Here is a 16,687-nt window from a genome sequence, read left to right as displayed (position 1 = left end):
GTTCGTCGGCTCCACTGGGTGGGGGGCCGGGTCGGCTGCGCTGGGGCTCCCGCGCCCGGGGTTGGGGTGGCGCGGCCCGGTTCCGGTGGTGGGGCACATTGCCCCGGGCCCGACCCCCCTCGACCGGCCAGACCTCGCCGGACACCGGACAGTGGGTACGGCCAACGGGTAACCGGCATACCCGATGGCGCGGCACATCCGTCGTGACGGACGAACAGGGCCGGCCTGCACACCCTCAGCCGATCGGCACGGCCCGTCCCGTGACGCGTACCCGGGCGTCCTCGGGGTCCACCTCGATCAGCAGATCGCTGGGACGGCCCATGTCCTCCCCCTGGCGGATCGCGATCCTGGCCGGGCGGGTGACGAGCCCCAGGGTGCGGAGGTATCCGCCGAACGCCGCGGCAGCCGCCCCCGTTGCCGGATCCTCCACCACCCCGCCGATCGGGAACGGGTCGCGGGCGTGAAAATGCTCCGGCGACTCCCGCCACACCAGTTGGAGAGTCGTCCAGCCGTGACGCCGCATCACCTCGGTGAGGCCGTCGAAGTCGTAGTCCAGGTCCGCCAGTCGTTCCCGGGAGCCCGCGGCCAGTACCAGGTGATCGTTTCCGCCGAACGCCACGTGCGGCGGCAGCGCGGGATCGAGGTCCTCGGGAGCCCAGCCGAGGGCCTTCAGAGCCGCGTCGAGTTCGGTGCTCACGGTGGGGCGTGAACGGGTCGGAACGCTGGTGAGCGTGGCCGACACCGCGCCGTCGCCGTCGCCGTCGCCGTCCAGCTTGGTGGCTACAGGAATCTCGCCCGCAGGAGTGTCGAGGACGATCTCGCCGGGGCCCAGACGCTCGGCGAGGGCCACGGCCAGGGCGATGGTCGCATGCCCGCAGAAGGCGACCTCGGCGAGCGGGCTGAAGTAGCGGACCCGGAAGCGGCGCGATGCTTCGACACCGGCGGTTTTGACATTGCCGGTTTCAATACGGGCGGTTTCGACAGTGCCAGTTTCGACCCGGGCGGTGACGAAGGCCGTCTCTGAGTATCCGACCTCGGCGGCGATGGTGAGCATCGCCGCGTCGTCGAGCCCTGAGGCATCGAGCACGACCCCGGCCGGATTGCCTCCGACCGGATCGTCGGTGAAGGCGGAGTAGCGCAGGATCTCGGTCTCCGGGTGGCTCACGAGAGTGGTCCCGCTCAGGTCGCTGGTCATGGCTCCACGCTGCCACTCCGTGCCGATCGAGTCCAATGATGGATATGAATCAGATCCATCGACGTATCGCATAGCCTGCTCCCGTGGACACTCGCTTGCTGCACACCTTCACCGCGCTCGCCCGTACGGGCAGTTTCACCGCCGCTGCCGCCGAGCTGCACTTGGCCCAGTCCACGGTCACCGTGCACATCCGCAACCTGGAGCGGGAGCTGGGCGCCCGGCTCTTCGACCGCCTGCCCGCGGGCACCCTGCTCACCGAGTACGGCCGAGTGATGCTGGAGCGGGCCGAGGACGTACTCGACGCCGTGGCACGACTGAAGGCCGACGGCGACGGCGGTGTACGGGGGCCGGTGGCCGTGGGGGCACCGGAGTCGCTGTGCTCGACCCGCGTGCCCGGGGTGATCGCCGCCCTGCGCACCAGCCACCCGGAGATGGATGTCCACCTGTACGCGGCCGGCACCGCGGAGTGCGTCGAGGGCCTGCGGTCCGGGCGCCTCGATCTGGCGCTGTTGCTGGAGGAGGTCGCCGACTTCCGCGACGTGACGACCGAGCCGATCACCCGGGAACCCCTCGCCCTGGTCTGCGCCCCCGGGCATCCGCTCGCCGCACGGGCCGGCGCGGTGACCTGGGCGGAACTCGCAGCCGAGAACTTCTTCCTGCTGGAACAGGGCTGTTCCTACAGCGATGAGCTGGAACGACGGCTGCTCGCCGTGCCTGGCTCCCGGCCGCGGCCGACCCGGTTCGGGAGCGTGGACGCGGCACGTTCCTGCGTCGCCGCCGGTCTGGGACTGACCCTCCTGCCGCTCACGACGGTGGAGGAGCACGTGCACCAGGGCCGGTTGGTACAGGTCTCTGGACCGCGGTTCGCCGATGTTCCGGTGCGACTGGCCCGCCACCGCAGGCGATGGACGGGACCTGGCGCGCAGGCGTTCTCCGAGGAGTTGGTACGACAGTCGACCGGCTGAGCGACCGTCTCCGGCGAAGGCTCCGGGCGCAGCGGCCAGGTGTCGCAGCGGTCGCTCAGAGGTGGGCGTCCAGGAACTTCCGTACCTCGGTGGTGCTCATGGGCCCTGTGTCGTGCGCCACCATCTCCCCCTCCTTCAGCAGGACGTAGGACGGGGCTGCGGTGATCCCGTATCGCTCGGTCGCAGCCGGACACCGCGTGATGTCGGTGCGGACGGCCGTCAGGCGGCCCGCGTACGCGTCGGCGATGCCACCCACGACGAGGTCCATCACCCGGCAGGGCTCGATCGCCTTGGGCCATGTCCCGGTGAAGTACGCGAGGACCGGAACTCCGCTCATCCCGAGGATGAAATCGAACTCCGCGTCCTCACAGGGTCGGTGAACCCGCTGCACCATGCACGCTCCTGACCTCACGTCCGTTGTTGCATCTCCTATTGCATCCCCATCATCCCTCGCGCGGTGTGCCAGACCGGCCCGGTCGGTCGCCCGGCCGACCTGTCGGACGGGAGGCGCGGGACCGTCGCAGAACCACGGTTGGTTCCCGGACCGCGGCCCGGTCGGGGTCACGGACGCGGACGCGGACGCGGACGGGGACGGGGACGGGAGGACGCGTACGGGATGACGGTCGGAGTACGCGTCAGCCTGCCCGAAGGCCGACCGCCAGCGTCAGTTCAAGGACCCGGTGTGGCGAGGCGAGATCCGGGAACAGCTCCCGCAGCTGCGCCATCCGGTAGCGGACCGTCTGGGGGTGGACGAACAGCTCCGACGCCACCTCGTCCCGTCTGCCCTGATGCAGCAGCCACGCCCGCAACGTCTCCTCCAGCCGCCGCGCGGTCGCGACAGGCAAGGTCCGCAACGGTGCGAGGGCTCGGGCCCGCAGGTCCGCGAACGCGTCCGCGTCCGCGCTCAGCACCAGCTCGGGCAGGTGGTCGTCGGTGTCGCGAATGTCGGAGGAGAGGGAGCGCGCCCGTACAGCTCGTGTGTACGAGGCGGACGCACGAGCCCATGGCCGGGCCGGGCCGACCACGGCGGAGCGGTCGGTCAGCTGCCGCAAGAGATGGGAGCGGTCGGCATCGGGGACGAGCAGCACACCGGTGGCGTCCGGCAGATCGTCGAGGACGAGGGTGTTCGGGTCGAGCGCGCGGTAGGCGGGCCGGGCCTGGGCGGCGGGCAGCAGGACCGCGGTCAGCGAAACCGGAGGCTGCCACCCGGCCCGTTGACAGGAGGCCCGCAGCACGTCCGGGCTCGCGTCCGCGAGGAGGTCGCGGGCGAGGTGTTCCAGGTGGCGCTCCTGGGCCCTGCCCCGGGCGGCCAGTTCGTCGGCGTGGCCCGCGGCGCTCGCGGCGGAGAGCTCGTCGATGTAGGCGAAGGTCAGCTCGGCGAACTTGGCGACCTCGGCAGCGGGCAGACCTGCGGGTACGGCACCCGCCGCCAGGCAGCGCCAGGCCACGCGGGCGCCGACGCGGTAGGCGCTGAGCAGGGCGTCCATCGAACGGCCGTCGCGCACCTCGCCGCGGCCCAGCTCGTAGGCGGCGTCACCGCCGTCACCGCCCGTGGCGTGCCCGCTCGCCAGGTCCAGGTAGTGCCCCAGGGCCGTGCGGACAGCTCGCCGTATGGTGGCGCCCATGCGGCCCGAGAGGGCGTTGGCGTAGGAAGGGACCTCGTCGATGATCGCCTGGACGACCTCGTCGGCGGTGCTCTTCAGTGCGGCCCGAAGCGCGGTGACCGTCGTCTCATCAAGGGCCAGTTCACTGGCCCTCCGGATCGCTTGACTCACGTTTTGTTCCCTACGAACAATTCAGCCGACCAGATTCACGTCCTGCGGTCAGGACTTTACGCCCTGAGGCGCATCAAGCTGAAGCCATGACGAGTACAGCCCTCCGCAGCAGGGCGTGGAAACTGCTGGAGACGGTCACGACGCCGCTACTGCCGTCGGACTACCTCGACCTGGTCAGCCCGCTGCGTGCGGGCGCCGACCTGCGTGGGCGTATCGAGGCCGTGCTCCCCGAGACGGGTGACGCCGCGACCATCGTGATCAGGCCGGGACGGGGCTGGCGCGGCCACACCGCCGGTCAGTACGTGCGGATCGGGGTCGACGTCGACGGGGTGCGCCTGTGGCGTGCCTACTCGGTCACCTCGCCGACGGACCGCCGGGACGGCCGCGTCACGATCACCGTGAAGGCGATCCCGGACGGAAAGGTCAGCAACCACCTGGTCCGCAGAGCGAAACCGGGCACGCTGATCCAGCTCGACCACCCGACCGGTGAATTCGTGCTGCCGCAGGTCAAGCCCGCCAAGGTCCTCTACCTGACGGCCGGCAGCGGCATCACGCCCGTCATGGGCATGCTGCGCGACACCGAGTTCGACGACGTCGTCATGGTCCACTGCGCGCCACAGCCGCAGGACGTGATCTTCCGCAAGGAACTGCACGACCTGGCCGCGGACAAGAAGCTGCGGCTGACCGAGGTGCACACCGACACGGACGGCCAGCTCGACATCGCCCGTCTCGACGAACTCGTACCCGACTGGGCCGAGCGCGAGACCTGGGCCTGCGGACCCGCGGGCCTGCTCGACGCCGCCGAAGCGCACTGGACCGAGCACGGCGTCCAGGAGCGCCTGCACACCGAACGCTTCCGCCCCAGCATCGTCGTCGCCGGCGACGGCGGTGAGGTCACGTTCAGCACCACCGGCAAGACCGTCGACGCGGACGGCGGCACGCCGTTGCTGGACGTCGGCGAGGAGGCCGGCGTGCTCATGCCCTCCGGGTGCCGTATGGGCATCTGCTTCGGCTGCGTCACGCCGCTCAAGGCGGGCGCCGTCCGCGACCTGCGCACCGGCGAGATCACCGAGGCCGAGCCGGGCGTCCTCATCCAGACCTGCGTGTCCGCCGCGGCGGGCCCGTGCGACATCGAACGGTAGGAGCACCTTGACCGCCATCGACCCCACCGCACACCTGACCGCGGAACAGATCGAGGAGCTCGGCCGCGAGCTGGACGCGATCCGCGACGAGGTCATCGCCTCCCGCGGCGAGAAGGACGCTGCCTACATCCGCAAGGTCATCTCGGTGCAGCGCAAGCTTGAGCTGGCCAGCAGGGGTGTGCTGCTGTTCTCGTTCTTCCCGCCCGCGTGGCTGATCGGCACGGCCGGTCTGTCCGTGGCGAAGATCATGGACAACATGGAGATCGGCCACAACGTCCTGCACGGCCAGTGGGACTGGATGCGCGACCCGAAGATCCACTCCACCACCTGGGAGTGGGATCACGTCTCGCCGTCCGAGCAGTGGAAGCACTCGCACAACGAGCTGCACCACACGTACACCAACGTGATCGGCAAGGACAACGACCTCGGCTACGGCATCATGCGTGTCGACGAGGACCAGAGGTGGCACCCGTTCCACCTCGGCCAGCCGCTGTGGAACTTCCTCAACGCCTGCTTCTTCGAGTACGGCATCGCGGCGTACGACCTGGAGCTCGGCAAGAACCTGCACAAGCGCCGCCGCAACAACCCGGAGTTCCGCGCGCGGGCCAGGGCCGTGGGCCGCAAGATCCGCAAGCAGGTGCTCAAGGACTACGTGATCCACCCGCTGCTGTCGGGCCCGTCCTTCCTCACCACGCTCGCCGCCACGTTCACCGCGAACCTGGTCCGCAACGTCTGGACCCACTCGGTGATCATGTGCGGGCACTTCCCGGAGGGCGTGCAGGTCTTCGAGCGCCGTTCGATCAAGGGCGAGACGCGCGGCCAGTGGTACCTGCGCCAGATGCTGGGCTCGGCGAACATCAGCGGCAGCAAGGCCATGCACTTCATGACCGGCAACCTGTCGCACCAGATCGAGCATCACCTGTTCCCGGACCTGCCGAGCAACCGGTACGCCGAGGTCTCGGTGAAGGTGCGCGCGCTGTTCGAGAAGTACGAGCTGGAGTACGTCACCGGGCCTCTACCGAAGCAGGTGCTCTCGGCCTGGCACAAGGTCTTCCGCCTCTCACTCCCGAACAAGAAGCCCAAGACGAAGACACCGGACCGAGAGAAGGAACTCGTCGCGGCCTGACTCCTGGTACGGGTTCAGACGTCTCTGGCTGTGGCGGGGACGCGACGAGTCTCACTCAGGTTCCTCTGTGATGGCATGGATGGAGTTCGGCAGTGCGCAGAGAGTGCGGCCGACTCACCTGGTGGCCACGGTCCTGCCTCAGCCAGCAGGCTTCGCCGTGGTCCTGCTACCGGGCTTCCCGGGACCTGCTGTTCGCAGCTTGTCCAGGTCGGTGATCTGTTGCGTCGTGTTCCTCGCGATCGCCGCCGCCAGTCCCGTCGCCTCGTCCGCGCGGCCTTGGTTCTGCTCGCCGGCGCAGAGCACGCGGGACTGGGTGACATGGGCGCGTAGTGCTTCGGTGAGGATGCGGTCGAACGGTCGGCCCTTCGTGGCGGATGCCTTGTCGAGGGTGTCGAGGCTGACCATGCCCGGCATGGTGTGTCCCTCGTGGGGGTGCGTGTCCCGTACACCTGACCGCTTCAGTGCGGCGCGCAGACGGAGTAGGTCCGTGCGCAGTGTCGTGCCGGTCCTCGCCGCCAGCGTGGCCACGGCCGGGTCTGTCGAGCGGGAGGGCGCCAGGTCGGTGAGCTGCTGGGCACGTTCGGTCATGGGGATCATCAGCAGGATCCAGGCTGTGTCGGTCGCGTTGAAGGCCGATGGCCGCGACGCGGCGGCTTTCCGCGGCGTACCGCTGGTGGTCGGCTGCGCGGTGCAGCCGACCACCAGCAGCGCCACAGCCGCGGCGCACACCGACCACAGGGTCAGAACGTGCCGGCGGAGTTGCACTTGGCCTTCTGGGTGATGCAGTCCTTCACACGGTGTCCGAGAGCGGCGTTGTCCCAGGCGTTGAAGAAGTCGCCGTGGATGGACGACGCCATGCCCGAGGCCAGCCGGAAGCCCGCGCTGCTGCCGCTGGTCGGGTAGCTGACGACGAAGGAGAGGTTGGGGATGGCGACGGGGTAGGCGCCGCTGCACTTGCCGTCGTAGGTGAACGCCACGTGCGACTTGTGGTCGGGGCTGTCGAGGTTCTTGCCGTCCCAGCAGTCGGGGAAGACGAGCTGGTGGGTCAGGTGGGCCTTCGGGGCGCAGACCGGCCAGTTGCCGTCGGCGCTGCGGCCGGTCTCGCCGCCCTCTCCGGAGCACCAGTACTGGCCGGTCGATCCCGCCGGGGTGGGCGTCTGCGCCTTGGCGTCACCTGCGATCATGCGGAATCCCTCCGGGAAGGGCACGGTCGCCGAGGGGTCGGTGAGCCGGGAACCGTAGTAGACGATCATGCCCTCGGCTTCGACGGCCCTGTCGCCCTCGTAGAGGCTGGGGATCCAGTACGCCGAGAGGTCGTCGGCAGGGGTGCAACTGGTCGGCCTGTTGGCCAGCAGCGACTGGGTCGTGGTGAACGCGTCCGTGCTCTTGTTGCCGAAGAAGCTGTGCATGTGGGACGCGCCGGGAAGGCCCGGCAGGACGATCGGGTCGTCCGGCCTGGAGTGACTGTAGGTGCAGGTGGCGTTGAACTCCGGAACCCGGACCACTCCGCCGGGCACCGCGGCCGGCGTCATCGCACGGAACTGGCTCAACTGGGCGTTCCACTTGGCCTGGTCGACGGGGACCCAGCCGGGCGCCGCGCCGCCGCCCTCTCCGACGAAGGAGAACCAGTTGATGTTCACGAAGTCACCGGACCCCTGGCTGCGCAATACCGCGAACACTGTCTGCGAGCCGGTCGGGTGGCTGGAGACCTCGGTCTCCCGGGTCGCCCAGTTCTGCCAACCGCCGGTCGGGGAGACCGAGATGACCGCGAGCAGCGGTCCGGTGAGGGTGCCGGTACGCAGCTCGACCGTGCCCGAGCCGACGGCGGAGGCGATCCGGGCCGACACCGTCAGCCGGCCGGCCGTACCGAGGTCGACGTTGTCGAACCGCATCCAGTCGCCGTCGGCGAGAAACGCGGCGTTCTGCCCGCCGCCCATGTCCGCGGTCGCCTCCAGCGCGACGCCCGACTGGGCCGCGTAGGACTCGGCCTGGACGGTGACCGTCGCGGCCTGCGCCCGCTGGGTAGAGACGGTCAGGCTCAGGGCGGCGGCCAGTACGACCACCAGGGCGTTCACCAAGAGTGTGTACAGAGGGACGCGATATCTGTGCATCTCACTTCCTCACGAACATCGGGGGTGAAGGAATGGGGAGAAGGGGCTGCTCGAACGCACGCCGGGGTGGCCGGGGCCCGGCCATCGGCTCGGGCCCAGACAGGGGAACCGAGGGCGTGGGAACCGAGGGCTACTGATAGACCCGTACGAAGTCGACGAGCATCTTGGACGGGAACGGAGTGCCCGCGTCCGTCGGGCCCGGCCAGTCACCGCCGACCGCGAGGTTGAGGATCATGTAGTGGGGGTGGTCGAAGATCCACGGGCCGCGTGTCTGCTCCACCTGGTCCTTGTCGAGGGCGAAGACGGTCCGGCCGTCCAGGCTGAAGGTGATGCCCTTGCTGTTCCAGTCGGCGGCCCAGGTGTGGAAGTCGTCGGAGAAGTCGGCGTTCCCGGGCAGGGTGTACGGCGAACCGATGCCGCCTCCGCCGTTGTAGGCGGGCGCGTGGACGGTCGAGTACGCGGTCTTCACGTCCTTGCCGAGGACCTCCACGATGTCGATCTCGCCGTTGTACGGCCACGGACGGCCCGTCAGGAAGTCGGCGCCCATCATCCAGAACGCGGGCCACAGGCCGTTGCCCTTGGGCACCTTGATGCGTGCTTCGACGCGCCCGTAGGTGAACTGGAACGTCGCGCCGGTGTTCATCCGCGCCGAGGTGTACTGGCAGGTGGTGCTGCCGCTCAACGGGTCACGCGGGCAGGCCGATCCGGCGGTGACCTCCTTGCGGGCCTCCATCACCAGGTGTCCCGACCCGTCCAGCGAGGCGTTGCGGTGGTCGGTGTAGTACTCCAGCTCGTTGTTCGGCCCGGTGCCCGGGTCGGCCCGCCACTTCGAGGCGTCGGGCTTACCGCCCGTGGCGCCGTCGAACTCGTCGCTCCACACCAGCCGCGGCGGGTTCGCGGGGTCGCTCGGCAGGGGCGGGGGCGTGATCGGGGCGCCGCCGGTGCCGTACACCTGGAACTCCCACAGCGAGTAGCCGTACGGGGTGGCGCGTTCCGTGCCGTACATGCGCACATGGCGGCCGGAGCCGGAGACGGTGAGTGTCTGTTTGAAGCCCGTGCCGGACGTCGTCGAGTAGATCGGTGTCCAGTCGGTGCCGTTCGGTGAGACCTGGATCTGGAAGGACTTGGCGTAGGCGGGATCCCACTGCAGGACGACCTTGTCGATCTGTGCCGTCGCGCCGAGGTCGACGGAGATCCAGCCAGGGTCGGTCCAGCCGGTGGTGGAACTGGTGGCCCAGCGCGAGGCGGGATCACGGTCGAACGCCCTGGCCGGCGTGCACTCCCAGCAGTTGCCGTCGCTCTGGGAGGAGGAGGCCGTGCCCGGCCTGCCGTAGGAGAGCAGCCTGCCCTGGTCGCCGCCTGAACCGCCGGCGGTGCCGTACACCTGGAACTCCCACAGCGAGTAGCCGTAGGCGGTGGCGCGTTGTGTTCCGTACATGCGCACATAGCGGCCGGTGCCGGTGACCGTCAGGTTCTGGGTGCCGCCCGTGCCCGTGGCCGTCTGATGGACGGTGGTCCATCTCTGGGCGTCGCCCGAGACCTCGATTCTGAACGCGGTGCCGTACGCGGCCTCCCAGTTGAGGACGACCCGGCTGATCTCGGCACTTGCCCCGAGGTCGATCTGGATCCACTGCGGATCGGCGAAGGCACTGGACCACCGGGTCCCAGGGTCTCCGTCGACGGCGCTCCGAGCGGTGAAGTCCCCCTCGGTGCTTGAGGAGGTGGCGGTCTTTCCCTGCGAGAGCAGGACCTCCGCAGCCTGTGCGGAAGGGGCGGGGAGAGCGATGAAAGTGAGTAGTGAGGCGGCGAGTGTCAGGAATAAGGCAAAGCGACGCAGCAGTGCTCGCATGGGCGACTCCTCAAGTGGGGGGCGAGGTGAGGGAGCGCTCCCTGAAGGGGAGAATGGAGGGGCGCGTGAAGGCTGTCAAGAGCTGTTTCACCTTGTAAAAACAGCGGTGTTACGCGTACGACTTCTTCAGGGAGCGGTCCCTGAAGATGCCTGCGCCGCGCTGTCGGACCGGGGGCGGCGCAGCGGGCGAAGGGCTCTTGAGCATGCCCATGACGCCCCGGCCTGCGGATACGCTGCTCATAACGTCATGACGCTGAGCCGGAGGTCGCCCTGATGAGAGAACCCGCCCCGCGCACGAACCCGGGCGGCGGCACAGGGGACGGACAGGTATGAAACGCCCCACTCTGGAAGTGGTCGCCGCCCGCGCGGGCGTGTCCAAATCGAGCGTCTCCCGCGTCGTCAACGGCGAGACGACGGTCGCCCCGGAGATCCGCGACGTCGTCATGCGCGCGGTGCGCGAACTGGGTTACGTGCCCAACGGGGCGGCCCGCAACCTCGTCACCCGCCGCACCGACACCCTCGCCGTGGTGGTCTCCGACCCGCCGCAGGGAGTCGTCTCCGACGACCCGCTGTTCTCCGCCGTGGTCCGCGCCGTCAGCAGAGAGCTGGAGAAGGCGGGCAAACGGCTCGTGCTCATGCTCGCGGAATCGGACGAGAGCCGGACCCGGGTGGTGCAGTACATCGCCGGCGGACACGTGGACGGCGTGCTCCTGGTCGCCCTGCACGGTACGGATTCCCTGCCGGCCGCGCTCGCCCGGCAGGGTCTGCCCGTCGTGTCCTTCAACCGCACCTCCGCACAGGACGTCCCGTACGTGGCGCTGGACAACGCCGGCGGAGCGGAACTGGCCGTACGTCACCTTCTGGAGCGCGGCCGGCGCCGGATCGCCACCATCACGGGGCCGCTCGAACTCTACGAGGCGCGTGAACGCCTCGCCGGCTACCGGCAGACGCTCCGGGACACCGGCCGTCGCTCGATCGTGGCACTGGGCGACTTCACGAGAGTCTCCGGCGCCGAAGCCATGCGTCAGCTTCTGGAGGACGATCCCGACCTCGACGCGGTGTTCGCTTCCAACGACCTGATGGCGATCGGAGCCCTGCGCACCCTTCAGAAGGCGGGCCGACGCGTGCCGGAGGACGTGGCGGTGATCGGCTTCGACGACATCGAGGCCGCGTCCTACACGAGCCCCGCACTCACCTCGGTCCGCAGCCCGATGGCGGACCAGGCGACCGCGGCCGTCCACCTGCTCCTCAACCTGATAGACGGCGGCCCAACAGATCCGGTGATCATGCCGAACGAACTCGTGGTGCGGGAATCGACCTGATCACGCGACACCCCGGACAGGCGGATACTCCCCCACGGCGTGGGAGGGCGCCCGCCGGGTTCAGGAGAAGTCGGTGATGACGACCCTGGTGGTGTTGCCGTCCTTCAGCGCCTCGTAGCGTGCCGCGATGCCGGCGAGGCCGATCTCCTTGGAGACGCCCGGCTGGACCGGCTGGTGCCCACCAACGACGTCGAGGGCGAGGGCGATGTCGAGGGCGACAAGCTCGCACAGAAGATCCCGCTGTCCCGCCCCCATACCGCACAGCCACAAGGCGTCGGGTATCCGGCACAGTTGAGCCACCGGGCAGAGCGGTTGAGCCACCGCGCGGAGCGCCTACGCCCTCACCGTCCGCCGCATCGGCGGTGGGCAGCCGCTCTGCGCCTCCGCGCTCTCATGCGTCGAGCCCTCCGCGCTTGACCAGTTGGCTCGCGATGACGTTGCGCTGGATCTCGTTGGTACCCTCGCCGACGATCATCAGCGGGGCGTCGCGGAAGTAGCGTTCGACGTCGAACTCGGTCGAGTAGCCGTAACCGCCGTGGATCCGGACGGCGTTGAGCGCGATCTCCATGGCCGTCTCGGAGGCGAAGAGTTTCGCCATGCCGGCCTCCATGTCCACGCGGCGGCCCTCCTGCGCCTCCCGGGCGGCGTACAGGGTGAGCTGGCGGGCGGCGGTGAGGGAGGTCGCCATGTCCGCCAGGTAGTTGCCGATCGACTGGTGCTTCCAGATCGGCTTGCCGAACGACTCGCGCTGCTGGGCGTAGGCGAGGGAGTCCTCCAGGGCGGCGCGGCCGACGCCGAGGGCGCGGGCGGCGACCTGGAGGCGGCCGGTCTCCAGGCCCTTCATCATCTGGGCGAATCCCTTGCCCTCGACTCCGCCGAGCACGGCGTCGGCGGGTGCCCGGTAGTCGTCGAAGGCCAACTCGCAGCTCTCGACGCCCTTGTAGCCGAGTTTGGGCAGATCGCGCGAGACCGTCAGGCCGGGGCCGTGTTCGACGAGGAGGATCGAGATGCCCCGGTGGGCCGGGCTCGCCCGGGGGTCGGTCTTGCAGAGGAGGGCGATCAGTCCGGAGCGGCGGGAGTTGGTGATCCAGGTCTTCGAGCCGTTGACGACATAGCCGTCGCCGTCGGTGGCCTTGCGGGCGACCGTGCTCATGGCCTGGAGGTCGGAACCGCCGCCCGGCTCGGTCAGGGCCATGGTCGCGCGGACCTCGCCGGTGGCCAGCCTCGGCAGCCAGTGCCGCTTCTGCTCCTCGGTACCGAAGGTCAGGATGAGCTTGGCGACGACCGTGTGACCGCCCATCGCCCCGGCGAGGCTCATCCAGCCGCGGGCCAGCTCCTCGGTGATCAGCACGTAGCAGGGGACGGAGACGGGCGTGCCGCCGTACTCCTCGGGGACGGCGAGGCCGTAGACGCCGAGCCGTTTCATCTGCTCGATCAGGGCCTCGGGGTAGGTGTTGCCGTGCTCCAGTTCACGGACCACGGGCTTCACCTCCTTGTCCACGAAGTCCTGCACCGTCCTGACGATGAACTGCTCGTCCTCGGACAGGATGTCCAGAGTGCTCATGCGGTGACGCTCCTTCCAGAGCCGCGATGGTGTCGTGCGTCGGCGCTTCCTCGGTGGCTCATACGATGCGTTCCGCGCGCAGCCGCTCGATCTCGGCCGCGCCGTACCCGAGCCCGCCCAGGATCCTGTCGGTGTGTTCGCCCGCCGCGGGCACGGCGCCCATGGGCGGGACGGTGCCCGCCAGGTTCGTCGAGGGGGACGAGTGCGGGCCCCACTGGCATCGGAGGGACGTCGGCCGTCATACCAGGTCCGGGGCATCGCACAGCGCGCTCATCACGCGCTGCCGACACCCCTTGGCGATCACGGTGTGTCTGCCGTTCACCCGTTGTCCTCCTGGTGTGGGAGAGCTGTTGGGGCTGGGCCGGGACGATCGGGCCGCCCTTCCCATGACCATGTCAGGACGGAATCCGTGAACAGATCGATCGCCCGCGGTGGGCGTCGTGTCCTTGCCCGTGTTCTTGCCCGGTTCCTCGTCGTCGGCCCGCTGGTGGCCGCAGGCGCGCTGAGCGGTGTGCCCGCGGCGCACGCCGCCGTCGCCGACGACATCCGCATCAACGAGGTAGTGACCACCGGCGACGTCAACGACTCCATCGAGCTGTTCAACAAGGGCACCGCCACGATCGACGTCTCGGGCTGGATCCTCAAGGACGACGACACCAGTCACGCCTACAAGATCGCCTCGGGGACCACTCTGGCAGCGGGCGGATACCGGGCGTTCGACGTCCACGACACGTTCGGCCTTGGCTCCGACGACGACGCTCGCCTCTACCTCGCCGACGGCAAGACCCTGGTGGACAGCTTCTCCTGGAGCAGTCACTCCGGCCCGTCCTGGTCGCGCTGCCCGGACGGCACCGGCGACTTCCAGCAGGCGTTGGCCGTGACCTTGAGCGGCCCGAACAGTTGCCGCACCTCCGGGGGTGGCGGAGGTTCGACCAGCCCGGTGGTGTGGCCGGGCGGCAACAGCGTGGCGACCGCGGACGCCTCCAACGTGTTCGGGCAGGACCTGAGCGGCCTCTATCAGGAGGGCGACGTGCTGTGGGGCGCGCAGAACAGTGGAAAGCTGTGGCGCCTGGTGCGCGACGGCTCCACCGGCTGGAAGCCGGACACCAGCGGCGGTTGGTCCTCCGGCAAGTCCCTGCGCTTCACCGGCGGTTCCGGCAGTGCCGACAGCGAGGGCGTCACCCTGGCCGGCTCCGGCTCGGCCGGCGGGGCCTTCGTCGCCAGTGAGCGCAACGGCGACGCCTCCGGCACCAGCCGCCTGTCGGTGTTGAAGTACGACGTCACCACGTCCAGTTCGTCACTGACCGCTTCCAAGGAGTGGAACCTCACCTCCGATCTGCCCTCGACGGGCTCCAACCTGGGCCTTGAGGGCATCACCTGGGTTCCCGACACCTACCTCGTCGGGGCCGCCTTCAAGGACGCCTCCACCGGGACGGCCTATGACCCGGCCCGGTACAGCGCCCACAGCGCCGGTGTGTTCTTCGTCGGCGTCGAGGGGACCGGGATGATCTACGGCTATGTCCTCACGGACTCCGGCAGCTACACCCGGGTCGCCTCCTTCGCCAGCGGCATGGCCGGGGTGATGGAACTGCAGTGGGAACCCCAGGCCACGCGCCTGTGGGCGGTCTGCGACGACACCTGCGACGGCCAGCACCGCACTCTGAAGGTCGACGCCACCGGCGTGTTCACCGCCACCGCCGTCTTCAACCGCCCCACCGGCATGCCGAACTACAACAACGAGGGCTTCTCCGTCGCCGGCTCCGGCGAATGTGTGGCGGGCGCCAAGCCCGTCTACTGGTCCGACGACACCAATGACGGCGGCCACGCCCTGCGCAAGGGCACCATCACCTGCTGACCTGATCGTCTGCCGCATGTGGGTGGGCGCGAACCGTGAGCCCCGGACCGTACGGTCCGGGGCTCACGTGTTCCCTGCGGTGCTGCCGGGGAGTACCGACCACGCACGCCGGGCGCCACCACTCAGAGGCCGAGTTCGCTCAGCCGCTCCTCGTAGTCGAGGGCGGTGTCCTCCTCCTCGCGCGCGGGCTGGTCCCACATCCGGGTGAGTTCCGACTTCACCGTGACGGGGAGAGCTTCGTAGCGGTCGCCCCAGGTCTCGGAGCCCGGCATCCGGTAGCCGACCACCTTGAACCGGTCGGCGGGCAGGCCGAGTTCCTTGCGCAGGTAACGGCGTACGTCACGCAGCGCGTTGGTCTGCCCGGCGACCCACACGTACCCGCCGGTGAGGTCCGTGCCCGGCGGCACCTGCGAGGCGACGAGCTCCGCCAGCCGGCAGGGGCCGTGCCCGTTTCCGCCGTACTTCCAGGTCAGATGGCCCCCGGGGCGCAGCGACAGGTCCTGACGTGAGCCGGTCGCCCGGTACCTCCACCGCGATCCGGCTGCGCACCCCGTCCGGCGTCTGCTCCAACAGGCGTGCCAGCGCGGGCAGTCCGGTCAGGTCGGAGACCAGCACCTGTCGTTCGAGGTCGGCGGGCGGCCGATAGAGGCCGGTCGGCGATGTGAGGCCGACCGGGTCGCCGGGGCGCGCCCCGAGCGCCCACTCCGACGCCACCCCGTGGTCGTGGCGCACGAAATCGATGTCGATCTCCCCCACGTCAGGACGGACCGCCCGGATCGTGTACGTCCGCATCGGCGCGGTGGGACGGTCCTCGGGCGTCCGCCAGCCGCCGTCCCCCAAAGCCTGGGGCAGCGAGAAGTCGTGGCGGTCCGCCGTGCGGGTCGAGGACCCGGCGCAGGGCCCCTTGCCGCAGGGCGTGTTCGCCGTGTCCGTAGACGCTCACCATGGCGGCCGAGGCCCGCTGCCACGACCAGGACAACAGGACGAACGTGGCCGCCAGTACGGCGAGCCAGCCGGCCAGCGCGCTCGGGTCGCCGGGGGCCAGGGCACGGTCCACCACCACGCCGACGAGCACCGGGATCAGTGCCTCGCACGCCTCGTGGGCCATGAACGTGAGGGTGGTCAGGACGAGCAGCCGGGCCCGCCCCTGGTGCAGGAGCGCGAGACGGTAGAGCACGGAGACGGTACTGCCGGAGGAGGTGGCAGTGGCGGAGGAGGTGCCGCCGTAGGTGGCAGTGGCGGAGGAGGAAGTGGAGGTGGGGGCGGACGTAGGGGCGGTGGTGGGCTTCTTCTTCATGTTCACACCGAGGTCCTGGACATCGGCATCGCCGGCGACCCTGATCCGCTGACCACTCTTCAGCGTCCGTGGGCCCGCGCCGTCCTTGACGAGCCCGATCCGGCCGCCCAGCTCCGCCTCCAGGCCGCGGGCGCCTGTGCCATCCTGCGTCGCGCCGCGCCGCTGCTGGAGGTGGTGCGCAGCGCGGCGCCCTCCGAGCCGGAACTCGCCCAGCTCTGGCAGACCAACCTCGAACAGCGGCACACGGTGCAGCTCAATTTCGCCGAGGCCCTCGTGCCCAAGACCGCGGCCGGGCTGCGCGACGGCCACGACGCCGCGTCGGCCGCCGACATCGCGCTGACCGTGCTCGGCGCGGAGACCTTCACCCCGCTCGACGCGGGCCGCGGCTGGACACCGGAACGCTGGCAGCACTGGTCCGCCGACTGCCTGGTGCGCCAACTGCTGCCCTGACGTGCCGCGTTGTCTCACACCACCGGCGCAGGTCGA

General features: G+C 69.7%; 16 protein-coding genes and 1 pseudogene. 6 read left to right on the top strand and 11 right to left on the bottom strand.

The window, feature by feature from the left end:
- Positions 1–235: 235 nt before the first annotated feature.
- Complete coding sequence (locus tag ACFVH5_RS02895; RefSeq protein WP_385831542.1) at positions 236–1,195, bottom strand: PhzF family phenazine biosynthesis isomerase; 960 nt, start codon at positions 1,193–1,195, stop codon at positions 236–238.
- Between the two features lie 83 nt (positions 1,196–1,278).
- Between ACFVH5_RS02895 and ACFVH5_RS02890 the strand changes: the two genes are divergently transcribed.
- Positions 1,279–2,160 carry a LysR family transcriptional regulator gene (locus ACFVH5_RS02890; protein WP_385831540.1) on the top strand — a complete coding sequence of 294 codons (882 nt, stop codon included), beginning with the start codon at positions 1,279–1,281 and terminating at the stop codon, positions 2,158–2,160.
- A gap of 55 nt (positions 2,161–2,215) precedes the next feature.
- Here the strand turns inward: ACFVH5_RS02890 and ACFVH5_RS02885 are convergent, their stop codons facing one another.
- A complete protein-coding gene (locus tag ACFVH5_RS02885) occupies positions 2,216–2,554 on the bottom strand; it encodes a thioredoxin family protein (RefSeq protein WP_385831538.1) in 339 nt (112 codons plus the stop codon).
- A gap of 241 nt (positions 2,555–2,795) precedes the next feature.
- A complete protein-coding gene (locus tag ACFVH5_RS02880) occupies positions 2,796–3,935 on the bottom strand; it encodes a PucR family transcriptional regulator (protein ID WP_385831536.1) in 1,140 nt (379 codons plus the stop codon).
- A gap of 86 nt (positions 3,936–4,021) precedes the next feature.
- On the opposite strand from ACFVH5_RS02880, the gene ACFVH5_RS02875 reads away from it, so the two are divergent.
- Both ACFVH5_RS02875 and ACFVH5_RS02870 read left to right on the top strand, forming a co-directional pair.
- A complete protein-coding gene (locus tag ACFVH5_RS02875) occupies positions 4,022–5,077 on the top strand; it encodes a ferredoxin reductase (protein ID WP_385831534.1) in 1,056 nt (351 codons plus the stop codon).
- Between the two features lie 7 nt (positions 5,078–5,084).
- On the top strand, positions 5,085–6,203 hold the full coding sequence (locus tag ACFVH5_RS02870) for a fatty acid desaturase family protein (RefSeq protein WP_385831532.1): 1,119 nt from the start codon (positions 5,085–5,087) through the stop codon (positions 6,201–6,203).
- 138 nt (positions 6,204–6,341) lie between these two features.
- Here the strand turns inward: ACFVH5_RS02870 and ACFVH5_RS02865 are convergent, their stop codons facing one another.
- The 3 genes from ACFVH5_RS02865 to ACFVH5_RS02855 form a co-directional block, all read right to left on the bottom strand.
- Complete coding sequence (locus ACFVH5_RS02865; RefSeq protein ID WP_385831531.1) at positions 6,342–6,932, bottom strand: DUF305 domain-containing protein; 591 nt, start codon at positions 6,930–6,932, stop codon at positions 6,342–6,344.
- Positions 6,933–6,943: 11 nt separating this feature from the next.
- Positions 6,944–8,278, bottom strand: coding sequence for a DUF1996 domain-containing protein (locus ACFVH5_RS02860; RefSeq protein WP_385831530.1), 1,335 nt, complete (start codon positions 8,276–8,278; stop codon positions 6,944–6,946).
- A gap of 166 nt (positions 8,279–8,444) precedes the next feature.
- Positions 8,445–10,163, bottom strand: a complete 1,719-nt coding sequence (locus tag ACFVH5_RS02855) for a discoidin domain-containing protein (RefSeq protein WP_385831528.1) — start codon at positions 10,161–10,163, stop codon at positions 8,445–8,447.
- Between the two features lie 329 nt (positions 10,164–10,492).
- On the opposite strand from ACFVH5_RS02855, the gene ACFVH5_RS02850 reads away from it, so the two are divergent.
- Positions 10,493–11,485 carry a LacI family DNA-binding transcriptional regulator gene (locus ACFVH5_RS02850; RefSeq protein WP_384800549.1) on the top strand — a complete coding sequence of 331 codons (993 nt, stop codon included), beginning with the start codon at positions 10,493–10,495 and terminating at the stop codon, positions 11,483–11,485.
- A 60-nt stretch (positions 11,486–11,545) separates the two neighbouring features.
- On the opposite strand, the gene ACFVH5_RS02845 is transcribed toward ACFVH5_RS02850, so the two are convergent.
- A complete protein-coding gene (locus ACFVH5_RS02845) occupies positions 11,546–11,785 on the bottom strand; it encodes a hypothetical protein (RefSeq protein WP_385831525.1) in 240 nt (79 codons plus the stop codon).
- 91 nt (positions 11,786–11,876) lie between these two features.
- Positions 11,877–13,049: an acyl-CoA dehydrogenase family protein gene (locus tag ACFVH5_RS02840; protein ID WP_385831523.1), complete on the bottom strand. Its 1,173-nt coding sequence runs from the start codon at positions 13,047–13,049 to the stop codon at positions 11,877–11,879.
- A gap of 409 nt (positions 13,050–13,458) precedes the next feature.
- On the opposite strand from ACFVH5_RS02840, the gene ACFVH5_RS02835 reads away from it, so the two are divergent.
- On the top strand, positions 13,459–14,904 hold the full coding sequence (locus tag ACFVH5_RS02835; RefSeq protein ID WP_385831521.1) for a lamin tail domain-containing protein: 1,446 nt from the start codon (positions 13,459–13,461) through the stop codon (positions 14,902–14,904).
- Positions 14,905–15,026: 122 nt separating this feature from the next.
- On the opposite strand, the gene ACFVH5_RS02830 is transcribed toward ACFVH5_RS02835, so the two are convergent.
- From ACFVH5_RS02830 to ACFVH5_RS02820, 3 genes and pseudogenes are all read right to left on the bottom strand, one after another.
- The gene (locus ACFVH5_RS02830) at positions 15,027–15,377 is read right to left on the bottom strand and encodes an SIP domain-containing protein (RefSeq protein ID WP_385831584.1); all 351 of its coding nucleotides are present in this window, start codon (positions 15,375–15,377) and stop codon (positions 15,027–15,029) included.
- Between the two features lie 91 nt (positions 15,378–15,468).
- A pseudogene (locus ACFVH5_RS02825) lies at positions 15,469–15,744 on the bottom strand (siderophore-interacting protein); the annotation flags it as partial.
- On the bottom strand, positions 15,662–16,444 hold the full coding sequence (locus ACFVH5_RS02820; protein WP_385831519.1) for a hypothetical protein: 783 nt from the start codon (positions 16,442–16,444) through the stop codon (positions 15,662–15,664). The pseudogene ACFVH5_RS02825 and the gene ACFVH5_RS02820, both read right to left, overlap by 83 nt.
- Positions 16,445–16,447: 3 nt before the next feature.
- Between ACFVH5_RS02820 and ACFVH5_RS02815 the strand changes: the two genes are divergently transcribed.
- Positions 16,448–16,651 carry a hypothetical protein gene (locus ACFVH5_RS02815; protein WP_385831518.1) on the top strand — a complete coding sequence of 68 codons (204 nt, stop codon included), beginning with the start codon at positions 16,448–16,450 and terminating at the stop codon, positions 16,649–16,651.
- Positions 16,652–16,687: the final 36 nt, after the last annotated feature.

It is taken from the genome of Streptomyces sp. NPDC127119 (assembly GCF_042677425.1).
In the GTDB taxonomy this organism is placed as follows: domain Bacteria; phylum Actinomycetota; class Actinomycetes; order Streptomycetales; family Streptomycetaceae; genus Streptomyces.
The sequence above is the reverse complement of the archived record's forward strand: the minus strand, read 5'-3'. Positions and strand labels throughout refer to the sequence as shown.